General features: G+C 69.4%; 23 protein-coding genes, 2 pseudogenes and 1 riboswitch. Of the genes and pseudogenes, 12 read left to right on the top strand and 13 right to left on the bottom strand.

Annotated features, from left to right (window positions below):
• Window positions 1-19: 19 nt before the first annotated feature.
• Entirely contained in the window at window positions 20-631 is a 612-nt protein-coding gene (locus ACWEO7_RS13260; protein ID WP_452423292.1) for a TetR/AcrR family transcriptional regulator, read from the bottom strand.
• On the opposite strand from ACWEO7_RS13260, the pseudogene ACWEO7_RS13255 reads away from it, so the two are divergent.
• The 3 genes and pseudogenes from ACWEO7_RS13255 to ACWEO7_RS13245 all read left to right on the top strand — a co-directional run bounded on the left by ACWEO7_RS13255 (window position 630) and on the right by ACWEO7_RS13245 (window position 2,309).
• Window positions 630-1,388, top strand: a pseudogene (locus ACWEO7_RS13255) (FMN-dependent NADH-azoreductase). The gene ACWEO7_RS13260 and the pseudogene ACWEO7_RS13255 sit on opposite strands and share 2 nt — an antisense overlap.
• Window position 1,389: 1 nt before the next feature.
• Entirely contained in the window at window positions 1,390-1,710 is a 321-nt protein-coding gene (locus ACWEO7_RS13250; RefSeq protein ID WP_355081674.1) for a DMT family transporter, read from the top strand.
• A 158-nt stretch (window positions 1,711-1,868) separates the two neighbouring features.
• Window positions 1,869-2,309 carry an OsmC family peroxiredoxin gene (locus ACWEO7_RS13245; RefSeq protein WP_450018163.1) on the top strand — a complete coding sequence of 147 codons (441 nt, stop codon included), beginning with the start codon at window positions 1,869-1,871 and terminating at the stop codon, window positions 2,307-2,309.
• Window positions 2,310-2,370: 61 nt separating this feature from the next.
• Here ACWEO7_RS13245 and ACWEO7_RS13240 read toward each other — a convergent pair whose 3' ends face one another.
• The 4 genes from ACWEO7_RS13240 to mhuD form a co-directional block, all read right to left on the bottom strand.
• Complete coding sequence (locus ACWEO7_RS13240; protein ID WP_452423290.1) at window positions 2,371-2,853, bottom strand: hypothetical protein; 483 nt, start codon at window positions 2,851-2,853, stop codon at window positions 2,371-2,373.
• 35 nt (window positions 2,854-2,888) lie between these two features.
• Complete coding sequence (locus ACWEO7_RS13235; RefSeq protein ID WP_452423288.1) at window positions 2,889-3,695, bottom strand: CbtA family protein; 807 nt, start codon at window positions 3,693-3,695, stop codon at window positions 2,889-2,891.
• A complete protein-coding gene (locus ACWEO7_RS13230; RefSeq protein ID WP_452423286.1) occupies window positions 3,686-3,880 on the bottom strand; it encodes a CbtB domain-containing protein in 195 nt (64 codons plus the stop codon). Before ACWEO7_RS13230 ends, ACWEO7_RS13235 begins: the two co-directional genes overlap by 10 nt.
• A 30-nt stretch (window positions 3,881-3,910) precedes the next feature.
• A riboswitch (cobalamin riboswitch) is annotated at window positions 3,911-4,062 on the bottom strand.
• Between the two features lie 80 nt (window positions 4,063-4,142).
• On the bottom strand, window positions 4,143-4,457 hold the full coding sequence (mhuD, locus tag ACWEO7_RS13225; RefSeq protein ID WP_355076719.1) for a mycobilin-forming heme oxygenase MhuD: 315 nt from the start codon (window positions 4,455-4,457) through the stop codon (window positions 4,143-4,145).
• A 58-nt stretch (window positions 4,458-4,515) separates the two neighbouring features.
• On the opposite strand from mhuD, the gene ACWEO7_RS13220 reads away from it, so the two are divergent.
• Window positions 4,516-5,262, top strand: coding sequence for an alpha/beta fold hydrolase (locus tag ACWEO7_RS13220; RefSeq protein ID WP_452423284.1), 747 nt, complete (start codon window positions 4,516-4,518; stop codon window positions 5,260-5,262).
• Window positions 5,263-5,283: 21 nt separating this feature from the next.
• Here ACWEO7_RS13220 and ACWEO7_RS13215 read toward each other — a convergent pair whose 3' ends face one another.
• Entirely contained in the window at window positions 5,284-6,204 is a 921-nt protein-coding gene (locus ACWEO7_RS13215; protein WP_452423282.1) for an A/G-specific adenine glycosylase, read from the bottom strand.
• Between the two features lie 88 nt (window positions 6,205-6,292).
• Between ACWEO7_RS13215 and ACWEO7_RS13210 the strand changes: the two genes are divergently transcribed.
• Window positions 6,293-6,916 carry a carbonic anhydrase gene (locus ACWEO7_RS13210; RefSeq protein ID WP_450018174.1) on the top strand — a complete coding sequence of 208 codons (624 nt, stop codon included), beginning with the start codon at window positions 6,293-6,295 and terminating at the stop codon, window positions 6,914-6,916.
• 124 nt (window positions 6,917-7,040) lie between these two features.
• A complete protein-coding gene (locus ACWEO7_RS13205) occupies window positions 7,041-7,688 on the top strand; it encodes a hypothetical protein (RefSeq protein ID WP_379250278.1) in 648 nt (215 codons plus the stop codon).
• A 511-nt stretch (window positions 7,689-8,199) separates the two neighbouring features.
• Here ACWEO7_RS13205 and radA read toward each other — a convergent pair.
• Entirely contained in the window at window positions 8,200-9,597 is a 1,398-nt protein-coding gene (radA, locus tag ACWEO7_RS13200; RefSeq protein ID WP_452423280.1) for a DNA repair protein RadA, read from the bottom strand.
• Window positions 9,598-9,755: 158 nt separating this feature from the next.
• Window positions 9,756-10,496, bottom strand: coding sequence for a hypothetical protein (locus ACWEO7_RS13195; RefSeq protein WP_452423278.1), 741 nt, complete (start codon window positions 10,494-10,496; stop codon window positions 9,756-9,758).
• A 398-nt stretch (window positions 10,497-10,894) separates the two neighbouring features.
• On the opposite strand from ACWEO7_RS13195, the gene carD reads away from it, so the two are divergent.
• The 6 genes from carD to ACWEO7_RS13165 all read left to right on the top strand — a co-directional run bounded on the left by carD (window position 10,895) and on the right by ACWEO7_RS13165 (window position 15,368).
• Window positions 10,895-11,383: an RNA polymerase-binding transcription factor CarD gene (gene carD, locus ACWEO7_RS13190; protein ID WP_011206964.1), complete on the top strand. Its 489-nt coding sequence runs from the start codon at window positions 10,895-10,897 to the stop codon at window positions 11,381-11,383.
• 2 nt (window positions 11,384-11,385) lie between these two features.
• Window positions 11,386-12,111, top strand: a complete 726-nt coding sequence (ispD, locus tag ACWEO7_RS13185; RefSeq protein ID WP_452423276.1) for a 2-C-methyl-D-erythritol 4-phosphate cytidylyltransferase — start codon at window positions 11,386-11,388, stop codon at window positions 12,109-12,111.
• Between the two features lie 2 nt (window positions 12,112-12,113).
• A complete protein-coding gene (gene ispF, locus ACWEO7_RS13180; protein ID WP_062968866.1) occupies window positions 12,114-12,581 on the top strand; it encodes a 2-C-methyl-D-erythritol 2,4-cyclodiphosphate synthase in 468 nt (155 codons plus the stop codon).
• Between the two features lie 64 nt (window positions 12,582-12,645).
• Complete coding sequence (gene cysS / locus ACWEO7_RS13175; protein ID WP_379250282.1) at window positions 12,646-14,052, top strand: cysteine--tRNA ligase; 1,407 nt, start codon at window positions 12,646-12,648, stop codon at window positions 14,050-14,052.
• Window positions 14,052-15,029, top strand: a complete 978-nt coding sequence (rlmB, locus tag ACWEO7_RS13170; protein WP_452423274.1) for a 23S rRNA (guanosine(2251)-2'-O)-methyltransferase RlmB — start codon at window positions 14,052-14,054, stop codon at window positions 15,027-15,029. The genes cysS and rlmB overlap by 1 nt, the downstream gene beginning before the upstream one ends.
• A gap of 60 nt (window positions 15,030-15,089) precedes the next feature.
• A complete protein-coding gene (locus ACWEO7_RS13165; RefSeq protein WP_452423272.1) occupies window positions 15,090-15,368 on the top strand; it encodes a DUF4190 domain-containing protein in 279 nt (92 codons plus the stop codon).
• A gap of 87 nt (window positions 15,369-15,455) precedes the next feature.
• Here ACWEO7_RS13165 and ACWEO7_RS13160 read toward each other — a convergent pair whose 3' ends face one another.
• The 5 genes and pseudogenes from ACWEO7_RS13160 to ACWEO7_RS13140 all read right to left on the bottom strand — a co-directional run bounded on the left by ACWEO7_RS13160 (window position 15,456) and on the right by ACWEO7_RS13140 (window position 21,016).
• Window positions 15,456-16,262, bottom strand: a complete 807-nt coding sequence (locus ACWEO7_RS13160) for an enoyl-CoA hydratase/isomerase family protein (protein ID WP_452423270.1) — start codon at window positions 16,260-16,262, stop codon at window positions 15,456-15,458.
• 55 nt (window positions 16,263-16,317) lie between these two features.
• A complete protein-coding gene (locus tag ACWEO7_RS13155; protein WP_452423268.1) occupies window positions 16,318-17,490 on the bottom strand; it encodes an acyl-CoA dehydrogenase family protein in 1,173 nt (390 codons plus the stop codon).
• A gap of 256 nt (window positions 17,491-17,746) precedes the next feature.
• On the bottom strand, window positions 17,747-18,616 hold the full coding sequence (locus ACWEO7_RS13150; RefSeq protein WP_452423266.1) for a metal ABC transporter permease: 870 nt from the start codon (window positions 18,614-18,616) through the stop codon (window positions 17,747-17,749).
• Window positions 18,617-19,311: 695 nt separating this feature from the next.
• Window positions 19,312-20,169, bottom strand: a pseudogene (locus tag ACWEO7_RS13145) (metal ABC transporter ATP-binding protein); the annotation flags it as partial.
• Between the two features lie 4 nt (window positions 20,170-20,173).
• Window positions 20,174-21,016 carry a metal ABC transporter solute-binding protein, Zn/Mn family gene (locus ACWEO7_RS13140; protein WP_452423264.1) on the bottom strand — a complete coding sequence of 281 codons (843 nt, stop codon included), beginning with the start codon at window positions 21,014-21,016 and terminating at the stop codon, window positions 20,174-20,176.
• Between the last annotated feature and the right edge of the window lie 233 nt (window positions 21,017-21,249).

Below are 21,249 nucleotides of genomic sequence, written 5' to 3'. Positions count from 1 at the left end.
ACGAGGGTTTTCCGTGGAATCACCCTGAACCGAGAACGGTTTCGGCGATCATTCGCAGCGCGTGGGCGATCTGTCCGGAGGTCAAGCCGCGCTCACGTTGTTGCCGGTAGACCTCCGCTGCCAGCGGCGCGAGCAGCGGGTCGACCAATGCGTCCGGTTCCCGCATGCCCGCCGCGACCAGCAGTCCTCGTACATGCGCGTACCAGAAGCCGTAAGCACCGGTCGTGAAGCGTGCGCCGCCGATCTCGGCGCCCAGCACCAGATGCGCGTGCGTATCGAGCAATTCGACCATCGCGGCGTAGAACGCGGCCAGCCGCTGTGCGGGGGGAGCTCCGGGGCCGAGCGGCGGAGGACCGGAGAGCAGTTTCTCTTGCAGCGCTCGCTCGTGTTCGTCCAGCAGGGCCACCGCCACCGAGTTGGTGTCCGGATAACGGCGGTAGAGGGTGCCTCGGCCGACGCAGGCGGCCTTCGCGATGTCGTCCATCGTCACCGTTCGGGGATCTCGGGCGGCGAACAACTCCGCGGCGGCGGCGAGCACTTTGGCCCGGTTGCGTGCGGCGTCCGCACGTTCCGGCGGGGTCGCCGACCGGCCCGGCCCGTGACCGGCGAGCAGGTCGGATCGGGGTTCCATGCCCGTGACTGTAGCCGATTCGGCAATAAGTGGACAATGTGTCCACATGGGCCGTATCGTCGATTCCGGAAGGAATCGGACGCTATGTCCGCTTAATCGGAGGTTGGTCATGAGAACCTTGTTGCATCTGGATGCCAGCGCCCGGCGACGGTCGATCAGCCGGGAATTGAGCGCCGCTTTCGCGGACGCGTGGCGCGCACGGCACCCGGACGGCGGCTACCGCTACCGTGACCTGGCGGCCGAGCCGGTGCCGTTCATCGGGGAGGGGTGGACTCAGCTGTGTGACGCTGTGCTGACCCTGTAGAACACGGATGCCGAACGTATCGGTGAATTGGTGCGCACTCCCGAACATGCCGCCGCGTGGGAGATCGTCGAGCCCCTGCTGGCCGAGTTGCTTGCGGCGGATGTGATCCTGATCGGCACCCCGATGTACAACTACTCGATTCCGGCTTCGCTCAAGGCCTGGCTGGACCAGGTGACATTTCCGCGAATGTCGCTCGGCCACCGGAAGTTCGTCGTGACCAGCGCACGCGGCGGCGCCTACTCGCCCGGCGCTCCGAAAGCGGCCTACGACTATCAAGAGCGCTTCCTGCGCGACTTCTTCGCGGGCCATTTCGCGGTTTCCGACACCGTTTTCGTGCACGCGGAGTTAGCCAATTCCCGCCAGGACCCAGCGCTGGCACACCTGCGTGCCGAGCACGACACGTCCTACCTCCGCGCTCTGGCCGCCGCGCGTGCTCTGGCCGGGGAGCACTGACGTGAACTGGGTAGTCCTCGCCGCCGCCGGAGTGGTGGAGATCGTCTGGTCGCAGAGCATAAAACCGACCGAGAACTTCACCAGGCTCGTCCCGACCCTGATCTGCTTCGTTCTCGGCGTCACCGCCGTGTATCTGCTGTCGCGCGCCATGCAGACGTTGCCGGTGGGTACCGCCTACGCCGTGTTCACCGGCATCGGCGCGCTCGGCGCGATCACCCTCGGCATCGTCGTCCACAAGGACCCGCTCGGTGCGGGGCGCTTGCTGGCCCTGGCGTTGATCCTCGGCGGCATAGTGCTGGCGAGGATCACGAATCCGGAGTAGAACTCCGCGCGGATCCGTTTGGCGCGCCGCGGCTTTACCGCGCGGCGCGGGTGCGCGGGGCGTCGGGCGAACCCGATCGGCGAACAGGTGGGCCGGGACGAATCGGCCGGGGTAGGTTCGTGCTGAATCGTGAAACGATCATCGGCGAAAGGACCGTGATGCCCACACGTACCGCGCGTACCGCCTGGACCGGCACCCTGCAGGAGGGTTCGGGCCAGGTCGAACTGGCCAGTTCGGGGGTCGGTAAGTACGACGTGTCGTTCCCCAAGCGCTCCGCCGAGGAGGCCGACGGCACCACCAGCCCGGAGGAACTCATCGCGGCCGCGCACTCCTCGTGCTACGCGATGGCGCTGTCGGCGCAGATCGGCAACGCGGGCGGCTCCCCGGACAGCCTGGACGTCACCGCCGACGTGACCCTCGGACCCGATCCGGCGGGCGGCTTTCGGATCACCGGGATCAAGCTGACCGTTCGCGGTCGCGTCTCCGGCATCGACGCCGACGCCTTCCAGGCCGCCGCCGAGGCCGCCAAGGCGGGCTGCCCCGTCAGCAAGGCCCTCGCCGGCGTCGACCACATCACCCTCGACGCTGCCCTCGCGTAGTCCGCGCGGGCTTCGTGCCCCGCACCGTGACAGGTGCGGGGCACGAAACTGCCGGGCGCGGTCAGCGTTTGCGGAAGTAGCGCCGGGCGCGGCGGGTGTAGAGAGCCGGGATGGCGATCAGCACGGCTGTGACATGCACGGTGCGGAACGTCGCGAGCAGCAAGGACGCGGGTGCGGCGTCCCGGACCAGATCGCGCAATTGGTTCGCGGACATGGCCGCGGCCAGCGGCTCGATGATCAGGGACAGCAGGCCGAACACGCCGATGCCGACGGTGATCAGCAGGCGGGCCCAGCGGTCACCGTAGGTCATGCGCACCGCGACGGCCAGCACCAGAAGGTAGAGCGCCGCGCGGAACCCCAACCCCATCGCGAGGCTCGCCGCGTCGGCAGTCGAGAACGCGCGGACGGCTCGCGTGATCGCCTCGGCGCCACCCGCGACCAACGCGACGACCAGCGCGACGAACGCGACGCGGACGGCGCGCGGCGGTCCACCCGGGTGGACACGCGGCGAAGCGGGCCGGACGGAAAAGGCAGTGCCGGTCATGGGACCGACACTGCCTCAATGTTTCCGGACGCGAATCACTCCCCGGTAGCGGCGGCTACCGGTACCCGGGTATCGGTACGCGTCGCGAACTCGGTGAGCGCCGCGAAACCGAGAGCGAGGCAGGCCCACAGGGTCGCGGTCTCGGCCAGCGACGCCACCCGGAACTGCCACAGCAGGGTGGCCGGGAAATCCGCGCTCACCTCGTTCACGCCGGGCAGCAGGACGTAGCCGAGTGTGGTGACCAGTACGAACGCGGCGACGCCACCGATCAGCCGGAAGGTGGGCAGTTGTGCGCGCAGCGCGGTGAACGCCGCCACCGCCGCACCGACCGCCACGATGCCGAGCACGACGGCCGCCACCCACAGCAGGGTGCGCTCGTTGATGGTGTCCGGGTCGCCCACCGCCGGTGGGTTGGCCGGGTACTTGAAGAAAGGCACCGCGACGATCGCGGCCCAACCGGCCAGACCGAGCGTCAGCGCGAGGCGCGGCCCGGACAGCGTGGTGTGGCGCCGCGCGAAATGCGCGACCGAGGCGTAGATGGCGCCGAGAGCGAGACCGGCCAGCCCCAGGGCGAGAAACTGTCCGAACTTCTGGCCGCCGCGGCTCACCAGCGGTTCTTCCTCGTCACCGTGGGAATGCCCGCCAGGAGATTCGGCGTGGTCGCCGTGAGAGTGCCCATCAGGGGCCGCGGCGTGTTCGCTGTGCGCTTCCTCGATGGCGATGGCCGCTTCCACCTTGGGTTCGCCGACGAAATAACCGACTGTTGCGGCCAGCAGTCCGGCGATCAGACCGGCCAGCAGGCCGCGCAACAGCAGTGTTCGGAGCGAACCGATCAGTGGCACGGAAGCCCCAGCAGGTGGCGTCCGTCGTGCATCAGCTCGTGCAGGTACATCCCGCTGCGCGAGATGACGCCCTGGTCGAAACCGACCAGGTACAGCGTGAGCAGTGCGAGAAGAACGACACCGACCGTGATGAGCACGGTGGCCAGGGAATCGGTTGCCCGGCTGGGTGAATGCGCGATGGCCATTCGAGTCCTCCTTGGGATACGCGTCCCGTAGGGTGGTGGCGCGACGGTGCCGGTGTCTGGCTTTCCGGCACCGGACTCGGTGCGTGGAACACAGTGGCGCGACCGCTCCGGAATCGCACCGGAATTACCGCGTCACCCTCGCGTTTGTCCTTCGAACTGTGACACCCGCACACCCTCGGCGTCAACCGGGTCCGGCACGGGCGTACCACGGCGTCGGGCGAGTCGCCGGGCAGGCGGGCCTGCCCGGCGGTGAGCCCCGGACTCAGTCGGCGGGCTTCGCGTCCACGTCGAGCACGACCTCGAACTCGAGCAGCGAAGCACCCGTCGAGACCGGCTTCTGGCGCTCGCCCGCGTGCGCCTCGCGCGCAGGTCCGTCCCGCCAGGCCGCGAAGGACTCTTCCGAATCCCATTGGGTGACAACGAAATACCGCTTCTCTCCGGCCACCGGACGCAGCAGCTGGAAGCCGAGGAAGCCGGGGGAGTTCTCGACCGCGTGCGCACGGTGGGCGAACCGCTTCTCCAGCTCGGGGCCCGCGCCCTCGGGAACCTCGATCGCGTTGATCTTCACAACAGCCATGTGTCCAAGCTAGCGGCTGATGCCGAGCAGATGCTCGGTGCCTCGTATTGTCGAACCGATGTTGCACGACGAAGGCGGAGCAGGCGCGCCGATCCTGCTGTTGCACGGACTGATGGGCAGCGCGCGCACCTGGCGCGACCAGCTGGACTGGCTGCGCGAGCACGGCCACGTCTACACCTTCGACGCCGCCGGGCACGGCAGGCCCGCGCCCGAGGAACTGACGACCGAGGCCTTCATCGCGGATCTCGCCGCGGGCACCGCCGCGATCGCGGAACCGATGGTGGTGATCGGGCATTCGATGGGTGCGCTGCACGGCTGGGTGTTCGCGGCGACTCACCCCGACCGGGTGCGGGCGCTGGTGATCGAGGACATCGCGCCGGATTTCACCGGCCGCACCGCGACGCACTGGGCGGCGATGATCGAGGCCTGGCCGCAGCCGTTCCCTGACGACGAAGCCGTGCTGGCCTTCTTCGGACCGGTCGCCGGGCGATACTTCCTGAACTCTTTCGAACGCGGGCCGGAGGGATACCGGCTGCACGGCTCGGTCACCACTTTCCGCGACATCTCCGAGGAGTGGGGGACGCGGGATTTCTGGCAGCACTGGCATGCGGTGCGGGTGCCCGCCCTGCTGCTGGAGGGCGAGCACAGCATCACACCGCCGGAACAGATGCGGCAGATGGCCGCCGCCCATCCGGGCGCCGACTATGTCCTGGTGCCCGGCGCGGGACACCTCGTGCACGACGACCAACCGGAGCGCTACCGAGCGGAGGTCGAGCGCTTCCTCCGGCGGGTCCTGGGCAGCTAGGGCAGGAGTTCGTCTCGGCGTTCAGCTGTCGGCCCCGGGAGTCCCGCCCTCGCCCGCCAGTGCGAACAACCCGCCGGGTGTTTGTTCGATCAGTCCGTCCACCAGCAGCGAGTCCAACGCGCGGTCGCGCTGGCCCGGGTCGCGAGTCCAGGCCAGATCCAGGCGCACCCGCTCCACCGGACCGCTCGCGGCGCGCAGCACGTCCAACAGCCGACCGCGCGCCTGGCGGTCGGTGCCCTCGTACTTCTGCGTGCGGCGGACCACTTCGCTCACCGGCCGCCCGGCGGTGACCCACGCGCAGCTCGGCAGCGGGCAGCGCGAGCAATCGGGGGTGCGGGCGGTGCACACGGTCGCACCCAGTTCCATGAGGGCGGCGGAGAACACCGCGGCGCGATCGACCCGCAGCGGCAGTAGCGCCTCGGTCTCGGGGAGATCGCGCGACGACGGGTTGCCCGCTTCCGCGCGCCCGTGCACCGCCCTGGCAACCACCCGGCGGACGTTCGTGTCCACCACCGGAACGCGTTGTCCGTAGGCGAAACAGGCGACGGCGCGCGCGGTGTACGCGCCGATGCCCGGTAGCCCGAGCAGTACCTCCACGTCGGCGGGCACCTCGTCGCCGTGCTCGCTCGCCAGCACCCTCGCGCATTCGTGCAGCCGCAGCGCACGGCGCGGGTACCCGAGCTTTCCCCAGGCGCGCAGCACTTCCGCCTGCGACGAGGCGGCCATCGCCGAAGGGACCGGCCAGCGCGCCACCCATTCCCGCCAGATCGGCTCGACCCGGACCACGGGCGTTTGCTGAAGCATGATCTCGCTCATCAGGATCTGCCACGCGGTGACGCCCGGGCGGCGCCACGGCAGATCGCGCGCGGTCTCCTCGTACCAGTCCAGCAACGTGTCGGCGTCGATGCCGTTCGGTGCGCCGTTCCGCACTGTCCTCACCATCCCCGTACTACTGCCGCCAGGCGGTATTTGCCCGCCTGTAACCGGCCGAACTCGCTGGTAACCGTCACCGTCCTGCACAATGGTCGGTATGCCGGATTCCAACCCGATCAGTGCCTGGAAGTCCCTGCGCGAAGGCAACGAGCGCTTCGTCAGCGGTGCGCTGCTGCATCCTAGCCAGGGCGCCGCAGACCGGGCCAAACTCGTCAGCGGCCAGCACCCGCACGCGATCCTGTTCGGTTGCGGTGACTCCAGGGTCGCCGCTGAGTTGATCTTCGACCAGGGCCTCGGCGACATGTTCGTGGTGCGTACCGCGGGCCATGTGGTCGACAGCTCGGTGCTCGGCTCGATCGAGTACGGGGTGCAGGTGCTCAACGTGCCGCTCATCGTAGTGCTCGGGCACGACAGCTGCGGAGCCGTGAAGGCCACCATCGACGCGCTCGACGGCGGCGAGGTGCCGGGCGGATTCATCCGCAGCGTGGTCGAGCGGGTCACGCCGTCCATTCTGGTCGGGCGGCGCGAAGGCCTGTCCACCGTCGACGAGATGGAGGCCAGGCACGTGGTGGAGACCAGCCGCCTGCTCATGCAGCGGTCGATGATCATCTCGCAGCGGGTCGCGACCGGTGAGTGCGCCATCGCCTGCGTCACCTACAAGCTGGCCGAGGGCAAAGTGCAGTTGCAACGGGTTGTGGGCAACATCGGCGAGGTGGTCTGAGGCCGCGGCGCGCCCGCCATCGGCCCAGCGTGCCGGCGGAATGTACTCGTCGCCCGCTGGTGCGGGCGGCCGACACGCCGTGCCCCTGAGACGATGCGCCCGATGGTGCCCTTACCGTTGAGGCGTGCTGGAACCGAATGGACCGCTGCCACCGGAGATCTACTGGCGTCGACGCGTGTTCGCCATCGGGATCCTGGTGGTGGCCCTGGCGCTGGTGATCTGGGTCGTGCTCGCGGTCGCGCGCGGCGGCGACTCGCCCGGTGACACCGCGGCAGCCGGGACCAGCTCGGTCGTGACCAAGTCCGCCGACGCGGCGGCCAAGCCGTCGGGCGAGTCCGGCGCGCCGAAGTCCTCCGCGGCGGCCACCAGCGTCGCGGCTGGCCCGTGCCCGGACCAATCGCTGGCGATCAAGGTGACCGTCGAGCAGCCCACCTACAAGACCGGCGAGCAGCCGGTGTTCGGCATCGTCATCACCAACATCTCGGCGGTGGCCTGCACTCGCGATATGGGTTCCGGCCTGCAACAGGTGTCGGTGCACACACTCGACGGCCAGCGGCGCCTGTGGTCGAGCACCGACTGCTACCCGGACGGCCAGCCCGACGTCCGCACGATGAGCCGCGGCGAGCAGGCCGCGTTCACGGTGACCTGGTCGGGCACCACATCCCAGCCCAACTGCGCGGGCGAACGCGTGCAAGTCCCACCGGGTGCGTACAGCGTGGTCGCGCAATTGGGCTCGGTACGCAGCATGGCCGAGCCGTTCAACATCGCTTGAGCTGGGTTTGATTGGCCGCGCCTTCGCGCGAACGGCGCATGCTCGGTCTCGCTTCGCTCGAAAGACGTGGTTGGGGTGCGCTGGGCGCGTCGGTTGCGGAGTGCGCTTTCAGTGCGCGCGGTTTGTAGTGGCTGGCTCGTTGGCTGTCAGCTGGGCTCGATTGCTGCTTGCTCCTTTGTCGCCTGCGCGGCGGCCGCGCAAACGCGAGCCGGGCCGTGGATGGCGGATGCTCGGTCTTGCTTCGCTCGAAAGACGTGGTCGGGTGCGCTGGGTGCGTCGGTATCGAAGCTCGCTACCCGCTGCGCGGGTTGTGGGGCTGGTTCTAGCCGGTGCGTGCTCTCGCGACGTACGCGTCGGCCGCGCACACGTGAGCCGGGCCGTGGACCATGCTCGGTCTCGCTTCGCTCGAAAGGCGTAGATGCGGTGAGGTGGGAACGTGAGCGGTGTACGCCGTTGGGCAGTCCGCTCTCCGCCGGGCGGATGTAGGTCGCACGAGCGCGGGTGGGTCGAATCAGCTCGCGGCTTCTTCGGGGGCGGCGCGTAGTTTGCGCAGGCCCGCTATGCGGATGGCGGAGCGGAGGTCGGTGACCTCGTGGATCTTCATGGCGCTTTTCACCGGGGCGAGGCCGGGGGGCACCAGGGCGGTGGTGAAGCCGAGGCGTTCGGCTTCGGCCAGTCTGCGGTTGAGGCCGGTTACCTTGCGGACCTCGCCGGCGAGTCCGACCTCACCGAGGATCACCCAGCCCGGGGGGATCGGGACGTCGGACTCGGCGCTGGCGATGGCGAGCGCGATGGCCAGGTCGGCGGACGGCTCGACCAGGCGCATGCCGCCGACCGTCGCGGCGTAGACGTCGCTCTTGCCGAGGAACACCCGGCCGCGGCTCTGCAGGACGGCCAGCACCATGGCGACCCGGTTGTAGTCCAGGCCGCTCACCGCGCGGCGCGGCTGCGGAATCTCGGTCTTCACGGTCAGGCCCTGCACCTCGCCGACCAGCGGACGCTTGCCGTCCATCGCGACGGTCACCGCCGTGCCGGGCACGGAATCCGTTCGATGGTGCAGGAACAGGCCGGACGGGTCGTCGACACAGGCGATGCCGTCCTCGTGCAACTCGAAGCAGCCCACCTCGTCGGCGCTGCCGAAGCGGTTCTTGATGCCGCGCACCATGCGCAGCGTGGAGTTCTTGTCGCCTTCGAACTGGAGGACCACGTCGACCAGGTGCTCGAGCGTGCGCGGGCCCGCGACGTTGCCGTCCTTGGTGACGTGCCCGACCAGCAGCACCGCGATCCCGCTCGCCTTGGCCAGCGAGGTCAGCGCGGCGGTCACCTCGCGCACCTGGGTGACGCCGCCGATCACGCCGTCCACCTCCGGGGCGAGCATGGTCTGCACCGAGTCGACCACCAGGAGGGTCGGCCGCACCTGCTCGACGTGTCCCAGCACGATCGACAGGTCCGATTCCGCCGCCAGATAGACCCGGTCGTGCACCGCGCCGGTGCGATCGGCCCGCAGCCGGACCTGCCCCGCCGACTCCTCGGCGGTGACGTACAGCGACTTCTCGTCGCGCTGAGCCGCCCAGCGATGCGCCACCTCGAGCAACAGCGTCGACTTGCCCACCCCAGGCTCGCCGGACAGCAATACCACCGATCCCGGCACCACCCCGCCGCCGAGCACGCGGTCCAACTCGGTGACGCCCGTCGGCCGCGCTCTGGTGACCTTGGAGTCGATCTGCGAAATCGGCGCGGCCACGGTGCTCGGCAACATCGCCTTGCGCCCGGGAGACCCGACCGCCCCCGCCGCGGCGACTACTTCGTCGACGGTGCCCCAAGCCCCGCATTCGGGGCACTTGCCCACCCATTTTGCGACTTCATGCGAACAGGCGGAGCAGCGGAAGGTCGGCTTGGTCTTTGCCACACGGGCACCATACGCACCAGGGCCGACAGTGTACGACTTCCAGCGCCTGCGAACGGCGGATGCTCGGTCTCGCTTCGCTCGAAAGACGTGGCGTCGGTGCGCCGGGCGCGAGTCTTACGAACACGCAGCGCCGCAGGCGCTGCGAATCAGACACAGCCTCAGTGACCGCCGGTGTGCTCGGCTTCGGCCGGGCCCGACTTGTCGGACTCGTGGCGTTCGGTGTGTTGGCCCGCGTCGACCGGGACCTGGACCTGGACGGTGCCGTTCTGCTTGAAGTTGAACGAGACGTTGTAGGTCAGGCCGGGGACGATGTCCTTGGTCAGTCCGGTGATCTCGATCAGGATCGGGTTGGCCTCCGGGTCCTCGGCGGCGGCCGGGGAGCCGTGCGACCCGGCGGTGGTGGTCGGCGCGGCAGAGCGCGGCGCGGAGGTGGGCGCGCCGGCGCTCGTGGTCGGCGCCGCGCTGGTGGTGGTCGGCGCGGCCTCGCGCTTGACCGGCTGGCTCGCCGCGACGACGGTCTGCTGCGGGGGGATTTCGACGACCGACTTGCCGGAGGCGGGGGTGATCTTGACGGTGCCGAGGTCGGTCGTGATGCTGGTCAGCTCGTCGGGGACGGACTCGCTGTTGTTGATGATGGCCAGCGCGATGAGCGCCTTGCCGCCCTTGGCGTTGTTGTACGCGGTGCCCTCGGACGGGTACACGATGTGCACGTTGCGCAGCGCGATGCGGCCCACGTCGGCGTGGTTGCCGTTCACGGCGGCGACCTGTTCGGCGGTCTGCGCGATCTGGCCCGCGCCGCAGCCGGACAGCGCGATCGCCGCTCCGGCGGCGAGTGCGGCAACCGTCACCATGCGACGTCGCGCCCCCTTCGGGGCGGTCACAGCTTTCAGGGCAGTCACGGGTTGTCCCTCCATGTCGACCGGGCTCTGGCTCCGCGCGGGAGCGTAGTAACTAGGCAGCGTAGTAGTTCCCTCGAGAGCCCGGGCGCGGGGGCCGGGTCGAACTCGGGGTTCGGCCCGGGCGCATACGACGGGGCCACGGGCGCCCGCGCCGACACCCGGCGCGTCGATAACGGTTCGATCGAACTTCGGGAGGTTGCCACGAAGGTGCCGACGCGTGGGCGGCGAGCGGCGCCGACTCCAGCCGGGAGATAACCCGTTCTGGCACAACGTAATGCACACAGCCTGGCATCTGTCAAGCCCCACGGTTGCCTCGTTGTGGCCCTGACCTGCACAGTTGATCGCGCCGTTATCGAGTCGCATGTTAAACTGTGAACATCGAAAGGGGCACGGGACACATGATTTTTAAGGTCGGAGACACCGTCGTTTACCCCCACCACGGAGCGGCGCTGATCGAAGCAATCGAGACTCGCACCATCAAGGGTGAGCAAAAAGAGTATCTGGTCCTGAAGGTCGCCCAAGGCGATCTCACTGTTCGGGTTCCCGCGGAGAACGCCGAATACGTCGGCGTGCGTGACGTCGTGGGTCAGGAGGGTCTCGATCGGGTCTTCCAGGTGCTTCGTGCGCCGCATACGGAGGAGCCGACCAACTGGTCCCGCCGCTACAAGGCCAACCTCGAGAAGCTCGCTTCCGGCGATGTGAACAAGGTGGCCGAGGTCGTCCGCGATCTGTGGCGCCGGGAACAGGACCGCGGCCTGTCCGCGGGTGAGAAGCGCATGCTCGCCAAGGCTCGGCAGATTCTTGTCGGTGAGCTCGCGCTGGCCGAAGGCACCGATGACGGCAAGGCTGAGACCCTGCTCGATGAGGTCCTCGCAGCGGCTTCCTGACCGTGAACACACCTGACAACGGTGTCCGTTCCACCGACGGACCCGTCGTTGCTCTGGTGCCTGCCGCCGGTCGTGGCGTACGCCTGGGTGAATCCACACCCAAGGCGTTCGTCCCGGTCGGCGGCACACCCATGGTCCGGCTCGCCGTCGAAGGCTTACTCGCCTCCGGCGCGGTCGAGCGGATCATCGTGATGGTTCCCGCCGAACTCGTCGACAGCGCCGTTGCCCTGCTGCCGCCCACGAATTCGGTGCAGGTGGTCGTCGGCGGCGCCGAACGCATCGACTCGGTGCGGGCGGGTATCGCCGCGGCGCCCGACGCCGCCTATTTTCTGGTGCACGACGCCGCCCGAGCTCTCACGCCGCCCGAGCTCATCGCCCGGGTCGCGGCGGAACTACGCGCGGGCCGTCCCGCCGTGGTCCCCGGCCTCCCGGTGGCCGACACCATCAAGTCCGTCGACGCGGTCGGCGCGGTGACCGGCACGCCCGACCGCGCCCGGTTGCGCGCGATCCAGACGCCGCAGGGTTTCGCGGCCGACTTGCTGCGCTCCGCCTACGCGCCCGAGGGCATCCAGGCGACCGATGACGCGGGCCTGGTCGAGCGGCTGGGCGTCGCGGTCCACACCATTCCCGGCGATCCGCTCGCCTTCAAGATCACCACTCCACTCGACCTCCGGCTCGCCGACGCGGTACTCGACGGCGCCGGCATCGGACGGGCGGTGACGCCGTGACCATGCGCGTCGGCATCGGCAGCGACGTCCATCCGATCGAAGCGGGCAGGCCCTGCTGGATGGCCGGTCTCCTGTTCGACGGCGACGACGGCTGCGCGGGCCACTCGGATGGCGACGTCGCCGCGCACGCCCTGTGCGACGCGCTGCTGTCCGCGGCGGGCCTCGGCGATGTCGGCGCGGTGTTCGGCACGGGACGCCCGGAATGGGCGGGTGTCTCCGGCGCTGCGATGCTGAAGGAAGTGCGCAGGCTGCTGGACGAGGCGGGCTTCGAGGTGGTCAACGCCGCGGTGCAGGTGATCGGCAATCGCCCCAAGATCGGGCCGAGGCGCGCCGAGGCGCAACAGGTACTCGGCGAGCTGCTCGACGCCCCGGTATCGGTGTCCGGCACCACCACCGACGGGCTCGGCCTGACCGGTCGCGGCGAGGGCGTCGCCGCCGTGGCGACGGCCTTGCTGCAAGCCTGTCGTTGATCCAGCTCCGACGGACCCGAGCCGGTCCGCGAACGACCTTATACACCAGCTAGGATCGACTGCCGTGACGCTGCGCCTCTTTGACACCGACACGCGGACCGTGCGCGATTTCGCGCCCTTGGTCCCCGGCCGTGCTTCGGTGTACCTCTGTGGCGCCACCGTGCAGGGCGAGCCGCACATCGGCCATGTGCGCAGCGGAGTCGCGTTCGACGTGCTGCGACGCTGGCTGCTCGCGCATGACATCGACGTCTTCTTCATCCGCAACGTCACCGATATCGAGGACAAGATCCTGACCAAGGCCGCCGAGGCGGGCAGGCCGTGGTGGGAGTGGGCCGCCACGCATGAGCGCGCCTTCGATCGCGCCTACGAACGGCTCGGTGTGCTGCCGCCGTCCGCGGAGCCCCGGGCCACCGGCCACATCACGCAGATGGTCGAGATGATGCAGCGACTGATCGATCGCGGTCACGCCTACGCTTCGGAGGGCAACGTCTACTTCGACGTGGTCAGCTACCCCGATTACGGCAAGCTGTCCGGCCACAAGCTCGATGATGTGCATCAAGGCGAGAGCGCGGGCGAAGGCAAACGCGATCCGCGGGACTTCACCTTGTGGAAGGCGGCCAAGCCGGGTGAGCCGACCTGGCCGTCCCCCTGGGGCCCCGGCCGCCCCGGCTGGCACCTGGAGTGCTCCGCGATGGCCGAGTTCTATCTCGGTGCGGAATTCGACATCCATTGCGGCGGAATGGATCTGGTGTTCCCGCACCACGAGAACGAGATCGCCCAGTCGAAGGGCGCCGGTGACGGCTTCGCCAGGTACTGGCTGCACAACGGCTGGGTGACCATGGGCGGGGAGAAGATGTCCAAGTCGCTGGGCAACGTGCTCTCCGTGCCGAACGTGCTGAAGCAGGTGCGGGCCGTCGAACTGCGGTTCTACCTGGGCAGCGCGCACTACCGCTCGATGCTGGAGTACTCGGACAAGGCGCTGCACGACGCGGCGCAGTCCTATCAGCGCATCGAGGCGTTCGTGAACCGAGTGGTGGACCGGGCCGGTGAGATCCCGGTGGGCAAGTGGACCGACGCGTTCGCCGCCGCGCTCGACGACGATCTCGCGGTGCCGAAGGCGTTGGCGGAGATCCATCGCGCGGTGCACGAGGGCAACAAGGCGCTGGAGGTCGGCGCGATCGACTCCGCGCGCGACCTGGCGAGCCAGGTGCGCGCCATGCTCGCCATTCTCGGTGTCGACCCGCTCGATCCGCATTGGTACGCCCCGAGTGATTCCTCGGCCGCGCTGGGGGCTCTGGATGTGCTGGTGCGTGCGGAACTCGACCGCCGTCAGGAGGCGCGGGCCGCGAAGGACTGGGCGGCCGCCGACGCCGTGCGCGATCGTCTGCAGTCCGCGGGGATCGAGGTCACCGATACGGCCGGCGGTCCCGAATGGGCGCTCGGTGCGCCGCAATCCGGAAAGGCCAAGTGATGGCAGGCAATTCGCAGCGCCGCGGCGCGGTCCGCAAGAGCGGCAGCAAGAAGGGCGCCGTGGTCGGCTCCGGCGGCAAGCGCAGGCGCGGACTGGAGGGGCGTGGCGCCACACCGCCCGCGGAGATGCGCACCAAGCATCCCGCCGCCAAGCGTGCGGCCGCGAAAACCAAAGCCGCGCAGGGCCGTCCGTCCGCTCGTGGCGCGGCGGCACGGCCCGCCGGACGCAAGACCGAGGACGGGCCGGAGTTGGTGCTCGGGCGCAACCCGGTGGTCGAGTGCTTGCGTGCCGGCGTGCCCGCGACGGCACTGTACGTCGCGGTCGGCACCGAGAACGACGACCGGCTGACCGAGAGCGTGCGGCTGGCCGCCGACACCGGTATCTCCATCCTGGAGGTGCCGCGCACCGACTTGGATCGGTTGAGCGCCAACGGATTGCACCAGGGTGTGGCTCTCCAAGTGCCGCCGTATCGCTACGCCCACCCGGACGATCTGCTCGACGGGGTGCGCAACGCCGCGGAGCCCGCGTTGCTGGTGGCGCTGGACAACATCTCCGATCCGCGCAATCTGGGCGCGGTGGTGCGTTCCGTGGCGGCTTTCGGTGGCCACGGCGTCCTGATCCCGCAGCGGCGCAGCGCGAGCGTCACCGCGGTGGCCTGGCGCACCAGCGCGGGCGCCGCCGCTCGTCTTCCGGTCGCCCGCGCGACCAATCTCACTCGCACGCTGAAGGATTGGGCGGCTCGGGGCGTTCGGGTCGTGGGCTTGGACGCCGGTGGCGATACCACGCTGGACGATTTCGACGGTCGCGAGCCGACTGTGATCGTGGTCGGCTCGGAGGGCAAAGGACTGTCCCGCCTGGTGCGGGAGACTTGTGACTCGATCTTGTCGATTCCGATGGCGGGCCCGGTGGAATCGTTGAACGCGTCGGTCGCCGCCGGTGTGGTGCTCTCCGAAGTCGCCCGCCAACGTCGGGCCTGATCTCCGACCCGTACGGCCTAAAAACCCGGAGAGGCGGAGGAGCCCAGTAGAATTCGGCTGGTGGTGATACCCAATCAGCCCATTGGCGCGCCGGTCGAGCATCCGAATGCGACGGCGGTGTTGTTTCTCGGCGCGGCGAGCGTCCTCTGCTGCGGAGTGCTGGGGCCGGTGGCGTGGGCGCTGGGACGGCGGGCGCTCGACCAGATCGAGGAATCCGGCGGCGCGTACGGTGGTCGCGCTCAGGTGCTGGTCGGCTACGTCCTCGGCGTCATCGGCACCGTCCTGATGATCGTCTTCGCGCTGCTGTTCCTGCTCATCGTGCTCGGCGGTAATGCCTGAGCGGCGCTGACCGAGGCTCGCGTGGGGCGGAGGGGCGCTACCGCCGGCGGTGACATTCGCGGCATCGCACCCAGCCGGGCGCGCCGCCTAGTCCAGGCTGGGCCGTTCGCGCCCGGCGGCGTCCCAGGCGGGCCATTCCGTGCTGACGCTGCCCGACCAACTGGGCTGCCTACGGTCCCGGAACGCGGCCATGGCCTCGCCGCCGTCGATGCTCTTGGTCGCGTGCTGGTTGAGCTCGGTTTCCAGTTGACCGACCATGGCCGGGTTCATCCCGAGCCCTTCCCAGAGCAGCCGCTTGGACAGTGCCACCGGCAGCGGCGCCGAGCCGTTCGCGATGTCGTGCGCGACGGCCAGCGCGGTCGGTAGCACCTCGCCCGCGGGCAGCGAGCTGTTGGTCACGCCCATCGCCTTCGCCTCGTCGCCGTCGAAGGTGCGCCCGGTCAGCATGATGTCGGCGGCGTTGGCCATGCCGACCAGCCTGGGTAGCGTCCAGTGCGCATAGCCGTCGGCCAGCACGCCGCGGCGGACCTGATTCAGCCCGTACACCGCGTCGCGTGCCATGTACCGCAGATCGCACTGCAAGGCCAGGGCCAAGCCGATGCCGACCGCGTGGCCGTTGACGGCCGCGATCACCGGTTTGCGCACCCGCCACGGCGGCGGATCGATGGTGGCGCTGACCTCGCCCACCCGATTGGATAGGTCCGCGCCCGCGCAGAACGCGGGCGGGGTGCCGGTGATGATCACGGCACGGATGGCGTCTTCCGAATCGCAGCGCTGCAACGCGGCGCCCAACTCGGCGGCCATCGTGGGGGTGAAGGCGTTCTGCTGGGCGGGCCGGTTGAGCGTGAGCACGGCGACGCCCCTGGAGACGTCGACGTGCAGTTCCGAACTCATGCCACAGGATGTTAGCCGACGCGCGCGGAGCTGACCCGGGGCAGAAAGTCCTCGGCTATCCGCGCAGCACCTTGCGCCCGATGGCGTACTTGTGCACCTCGGTGGGCCCGTCGTAGAGGTGGAAGGCGCGCATGTCCCGGAAGATCATCTCGACCACCGTCTCGTCGCTGATGCCGATGCCGCCGAGCACCTGCACGCAGCGGTCGGCGACCTTGAACAACTCCTCGGACACGAACGATTTGGCGATCGAACTCTCGTGCCGCGCCTTCTCGCCGTTGTCCATCAGCCAGCACGCGTGCCAGATGGTCAGCCTGCACTGGTGCAGGGCGATCTCGTTGTCGGCGAGCATGAACGACACGCCCTCGTGTTCGCCGATCGGCTTGCCGAACGCGGTGCGGGTGCGCGCGTGCTCGACGGCGATGCTCTGGGCGCGTTCGGCCGCGCCGAGCCACCGCATGCAATGGGTCAGGCGGGCCGGGGCGAGCCGGAGCTGGGCGTAGCGCAGCGCCTGGCCCGCCTCGCCGAGCAGCGCTTCCCTGGGCAGAGTCAGGTTGTCGAAGCGGACCACACCGTGCCCGGCGACGTAGTTGCGGTCCATCGTGTTCATCGTGCGTTCGATGACGATGCCGGGTTCCTCGCCGTCGGCCAGGAACAGCGTGGGGCCCTCGGGCAGATGCGGGTTGGCGGCGAGGCGGGCCATGATGATCCAGGTCTTCGCGCCGTTCGCCCCGGTGATCAGCCATTTGCGGCCGTTGATGGTGAAGTTCTCGCCGTCGAAGGTGGCGCCGGTGGCCAGCTGCGCCGGGTCGGAGCCGGCCCCGTCGGGCTCGGTCATGGCGAAGACCGAACGCTGGTGGCCCGCGATCACGGGGGCCAGGTAATGCTGGACCTGGTCGGGATCGGCCACCTTGGATAGCAGGAACATGTTGCCCTCGTCGGGCGCCGCGCAGTTCATCGCGACCGGGCCGAGCGTGGACCAGCCCGCCGCCTCGTAGATCACCGCCTGCTCGATGTGGGTCAGTCCGCGTCCGCCGAGCGACTCGGGCGCCTGCACGGTGAGCAGCTTCTCGGCGCGGGCGAGTTCGACGAGTTCCTGCCGCAGCTCGTCGGTCGGCCCGTGCGCGGTCAGGCGCGGGTCGCGCTCGTAGGGGACGATCTTATCGATGACGAAGCGGCGCACTCGGTCGCGTTCGGCGGCGAGGTCGGCGGGAATCGCGAAGTCGATCATCGTTGGTCACCATTCGTTCGGGGGCGCGATGGATCGAGCATACGAAAGCATCCGCCAGTGACTGAAGGCGGCTGCCATCAAGATGGCCCGGTTTCCGAGCTAGGCGCTGATCAGCACTGATAGCCGCTGGACTGGCGGTCGCGGCACCGCTGGTCGGCGTTGCGCTCGCCATGAGGTCACCGCCATCACCCGGACGTCGATCGCGAAGACTTTTCGACATGCCGGTGCGGCGTCAGTAGACCGGCGCGCGACGCCTTCAGCGGGCGTGCGCGAGTCTGCGGTTGCGGCTGCCGAGCAGGCGGCAGGCGAGGTAGATCAGGAACGAGATCGTGGTGACGAAGGTCGAGACGGGGACACCCGGCGCGAGCGAAAGCAGGATGCCGCCAACGGCGGCGATCTCCGCGAACACCACGGCGAGCACGGTCGCTCGAACCGGGTCCGCGGTGAGCTGGGCGGCCGCGGCGGCCGGGGTGATCAGCAGGGCGAGGACCAGCAGCGCGCCGACGATCTGCACGCCGAACGCCGCCGTGATGCCCAGCAGGACGGCGAATACGATGGACAGCGCCCGCACCGGGACACCGCGCGCCACGGCCACTTCCGGGTCGGAACTGGCGAACAGTAGCGGCCGGTAGACGAAGGCCAGCACCGCGATCACTCCGGCGGTGCAGACGGCGAGCAGGCCGAGCCCGTTGTTGCCGACGCTGACCACTTGGCCGGTCAGCAGGGAGAATTTCGATCCCGCGCGATCGGGGCCCAACCACAGGAACAGCACCGAGAGTCCGAGTCCGAACGAGAGCACCACGGCGATCACCGAATCGCGTTCCCGCGCCCGCGCGCCGAGCAGGCCGAACAACACCGCCGCGACCACCGACCCCGCGATGGCGCCCAAACCGACCCCGACACCGGCCAGCAGCGCGGCGGCGGCACCGGTCAACGAAAGCTCGCTGGTGCCGTGCACCGCGAACGACATCTGCCTGCTGATGATCAGCGGACCGATCACGCCGGACAGCAGTCCCAGCAGAGCCGCCGCGAGCAGCGCCTGCTGGACGAAACCGTAGGACAGCAGGTTCGCCGTGGTGCCGAAGTCCAGCATCTTGCCGAGGACGCTGGAGAGCTTGTCGGTCACGAACGCACTCCGCTCTGCTCGGGATCCGCCGCCGGACGGTCGCCGTCGCCTTGGACACGCTCCGCCGATGAGAGGCCCGCCGTCGAACCGTTGCCGGGTATCGAGCGGCCGGCCACCACGTCGCCCGTCGGCGCGTTGCCGTTCGCCGGGCCCGGCGATGTGTCGACCGCGGATGCCAGGCCGCTCGATGTCGATTCGGTCACCGGCGCGCTGCTCACCGCCGGTTCGTTCGTCTTCGGGTCGATCGGCGTCGAGCCACCACTCGTCACCTCGACGATCCAGGGTGGGCCCGAGTTCGGGCGCATGGCGGTCGTCGGGACTGCCGGTGTTCGTTCGGCCGGAGCGGTGCCGTGTGTCGCCGCGCGGCCGGCTCGTGTGCCGGTTCCCGTGTCGGTCGAGGCCGCATCGACGCGTGCCTCGTCGGTGGTCGACGATCTGCCTGAAGTCGGGGCGTCGGTCGTCGGGACTGCCGGTGTTCGTTCGGCTGGGGCGCTGCCGTTGGTGTCCGAGCGGCTGGTTCGTGTGCGGGTTTCCGTGCCGGTCGAGGTGGCGGCGACGGCGGCATGCGCTGAGATCGGCGCTGCGGGGGCCGGCTTTTCGACGGAGCCCGTGGTCGAGGTGGCGTCATCGTCCGGTGCGGGGCTACCGGCGGAATCGCCGTGGGCGAACTCGTCGCCGGCCGGGCCGTGGCAGTGGCCGCCCGCGGTGCCGAGCGCGTCCATGGTGTCGCCGGTGCCGACGACCACCAGACGCCCGCGTACCCGTAGTACGTCCACCTGGGTGCGGTACAACTCCGACAGCACCGTCGAGGTCATCACCTCTTCCGGCGTCCCGATCCGGAACCGGCCGTCGACCAGGTACAGCACCCGGTCCACCAGGGGCAGGATCGGGTTGATCTCGTGCGTCACGAAGAGCACCGCGGTGTCGTGGGTGCGCCTGCGGCGATCGATGAGTTCGGCGACCAGTCGCTGATTCGCCAGGTCCAGGCTGAGCAACGGTTCGTCGCACAGCAGCACCTTCGGATCGCCGACCAGCGCCTGCGCCACCCGCAGTCGCTGCTGTTCGCCGCCGGACATGGATTCCAGTGGCGCGTGGGCGAATCGCTCGGCGCCCACGTCGGCGATGGCCGCGGCCACCTTCCGCTTGCGTTCGGCGCGGGAGCGCAGCCCGAGCCCCCAGCGATGCCCGTCGACGCCGAGGCCGACGAGATCGATACCGCGCAACTGCACCCCGGCGTCGATAGTCTTCTGTTGCGGTATGTAGCCGATGTCGTGATTGCCGGTGCGCGCGGGAGAGCCCGCGATCCGAGCCGCGCCCGAACTCAGGCCGACCTGGCCCAACAGCACCTTCAGCAGCGAGGTCTTGCCCGAACCGTTCGGCCCGAGGACCGCGACGAATTCACCCGGCGCGACAGTGAGATCCAGTCCCGCCCAAAGGGTTCGGTCCCCGAACGACAAGCGGGCGGCCTCCAGTCGCACCGCGGCCGATTCGCCGATGGTCGATCGCCGTTCCGCCTCGTCGGCGTGTTCGGTCAGCGCGGCTCCCTTGTTCATCTGCTCAGCCCAGCGCGGCGGCGAGCGCCTGCGCGTTCTTCGTCTGCCACTGAATGTAATCCACGCCGTCGGGCAGGGTCTCGGTCACGTCGACGACGGCGACGCCCGCGCGCTGCGCGGTCGCGCGCAGGTCTTTGGTGATCTTGTCCTCGGTCTGCACGTTGTAGATCAGGGCGTGGACCCGCTTGCCGGTGAGCAGGTCCTGCGTCGCCGCGACGGCCGCGGGGGCCGGGTCGGTCTCCTGCTCGATGGCTTCCTGGAACTCGTGCGGAGTCCGGTCGTCGGCTCCGGCGGCGACCACGAGATAGTGCGCGAGGGGTTCGGTCTGCAGCACCGGCGTTTTCGGATGCTCGGCGGCGAGTGTGCCCGTGATGGCGGCAACCGTGGCGAGCCGGTTCTTGAACGTCGTCGCGCGCTCGGCGTAGGCCGCGGCGTTGCCCGGGTCGAGTTCGCCGAGTTGGGCGGCGATCCGGTCGGCGACCACGTCGACGGTGCGCACGTCGTACCAGACGTGCTCGTTGTCGTCGCTCTGATCGGCCCGCAGCGCGAACGCGTCCACGGTGCGCTTGTTCGTGCCCGCCACCGCCTTCTCGGCGAACCGGTCGTAGCCGCCGCCGTTGTAGACCACGAGGTCGGCATCGCTGAGCGCCGCCGACTCGACCGCGGAGGTCTCGTGCGAGTGCGGGTCGGCGGACGGATCGGTGATCAGCGACCGGACGGCGGCGTCGGGGCCCGCGACGGCGGCGGCGATATCGCCCCAGACGTCGGTGGAGGCGACGACGTTCGGGCGCCCGTCGTCGTTCGAGCCGCCGCAGGCGGTCAGCGTCAGGGCGGAGACGACTCCCACGGCGACACCTGCGCAACTGATGGCGAATCGGGTTCTCACGTGGGGTACTCCTGGCCGTGCTCTAGATCATAATGGAAATCGTTCCCGTTAACTCTAGCAGGGGCCGTCAAGCGTTCGGATGCGCCGCCCACCTAGGGGCAATGCCGCTCACATAAGGGTTTGACCTGGTCGTCAAATTTGCGAACCGGTCGGTGGGTGAGGCGGAGTCGGTTGTGTCGCTTCAGTTGCGTGTC

The sequence above is a fragment of the Nocardia sp. NPDC004260 genome, assembly GCF_053603155.1.
This window is presented reverse-complemented; position numbering and strand designations above follow the sequence as displayed.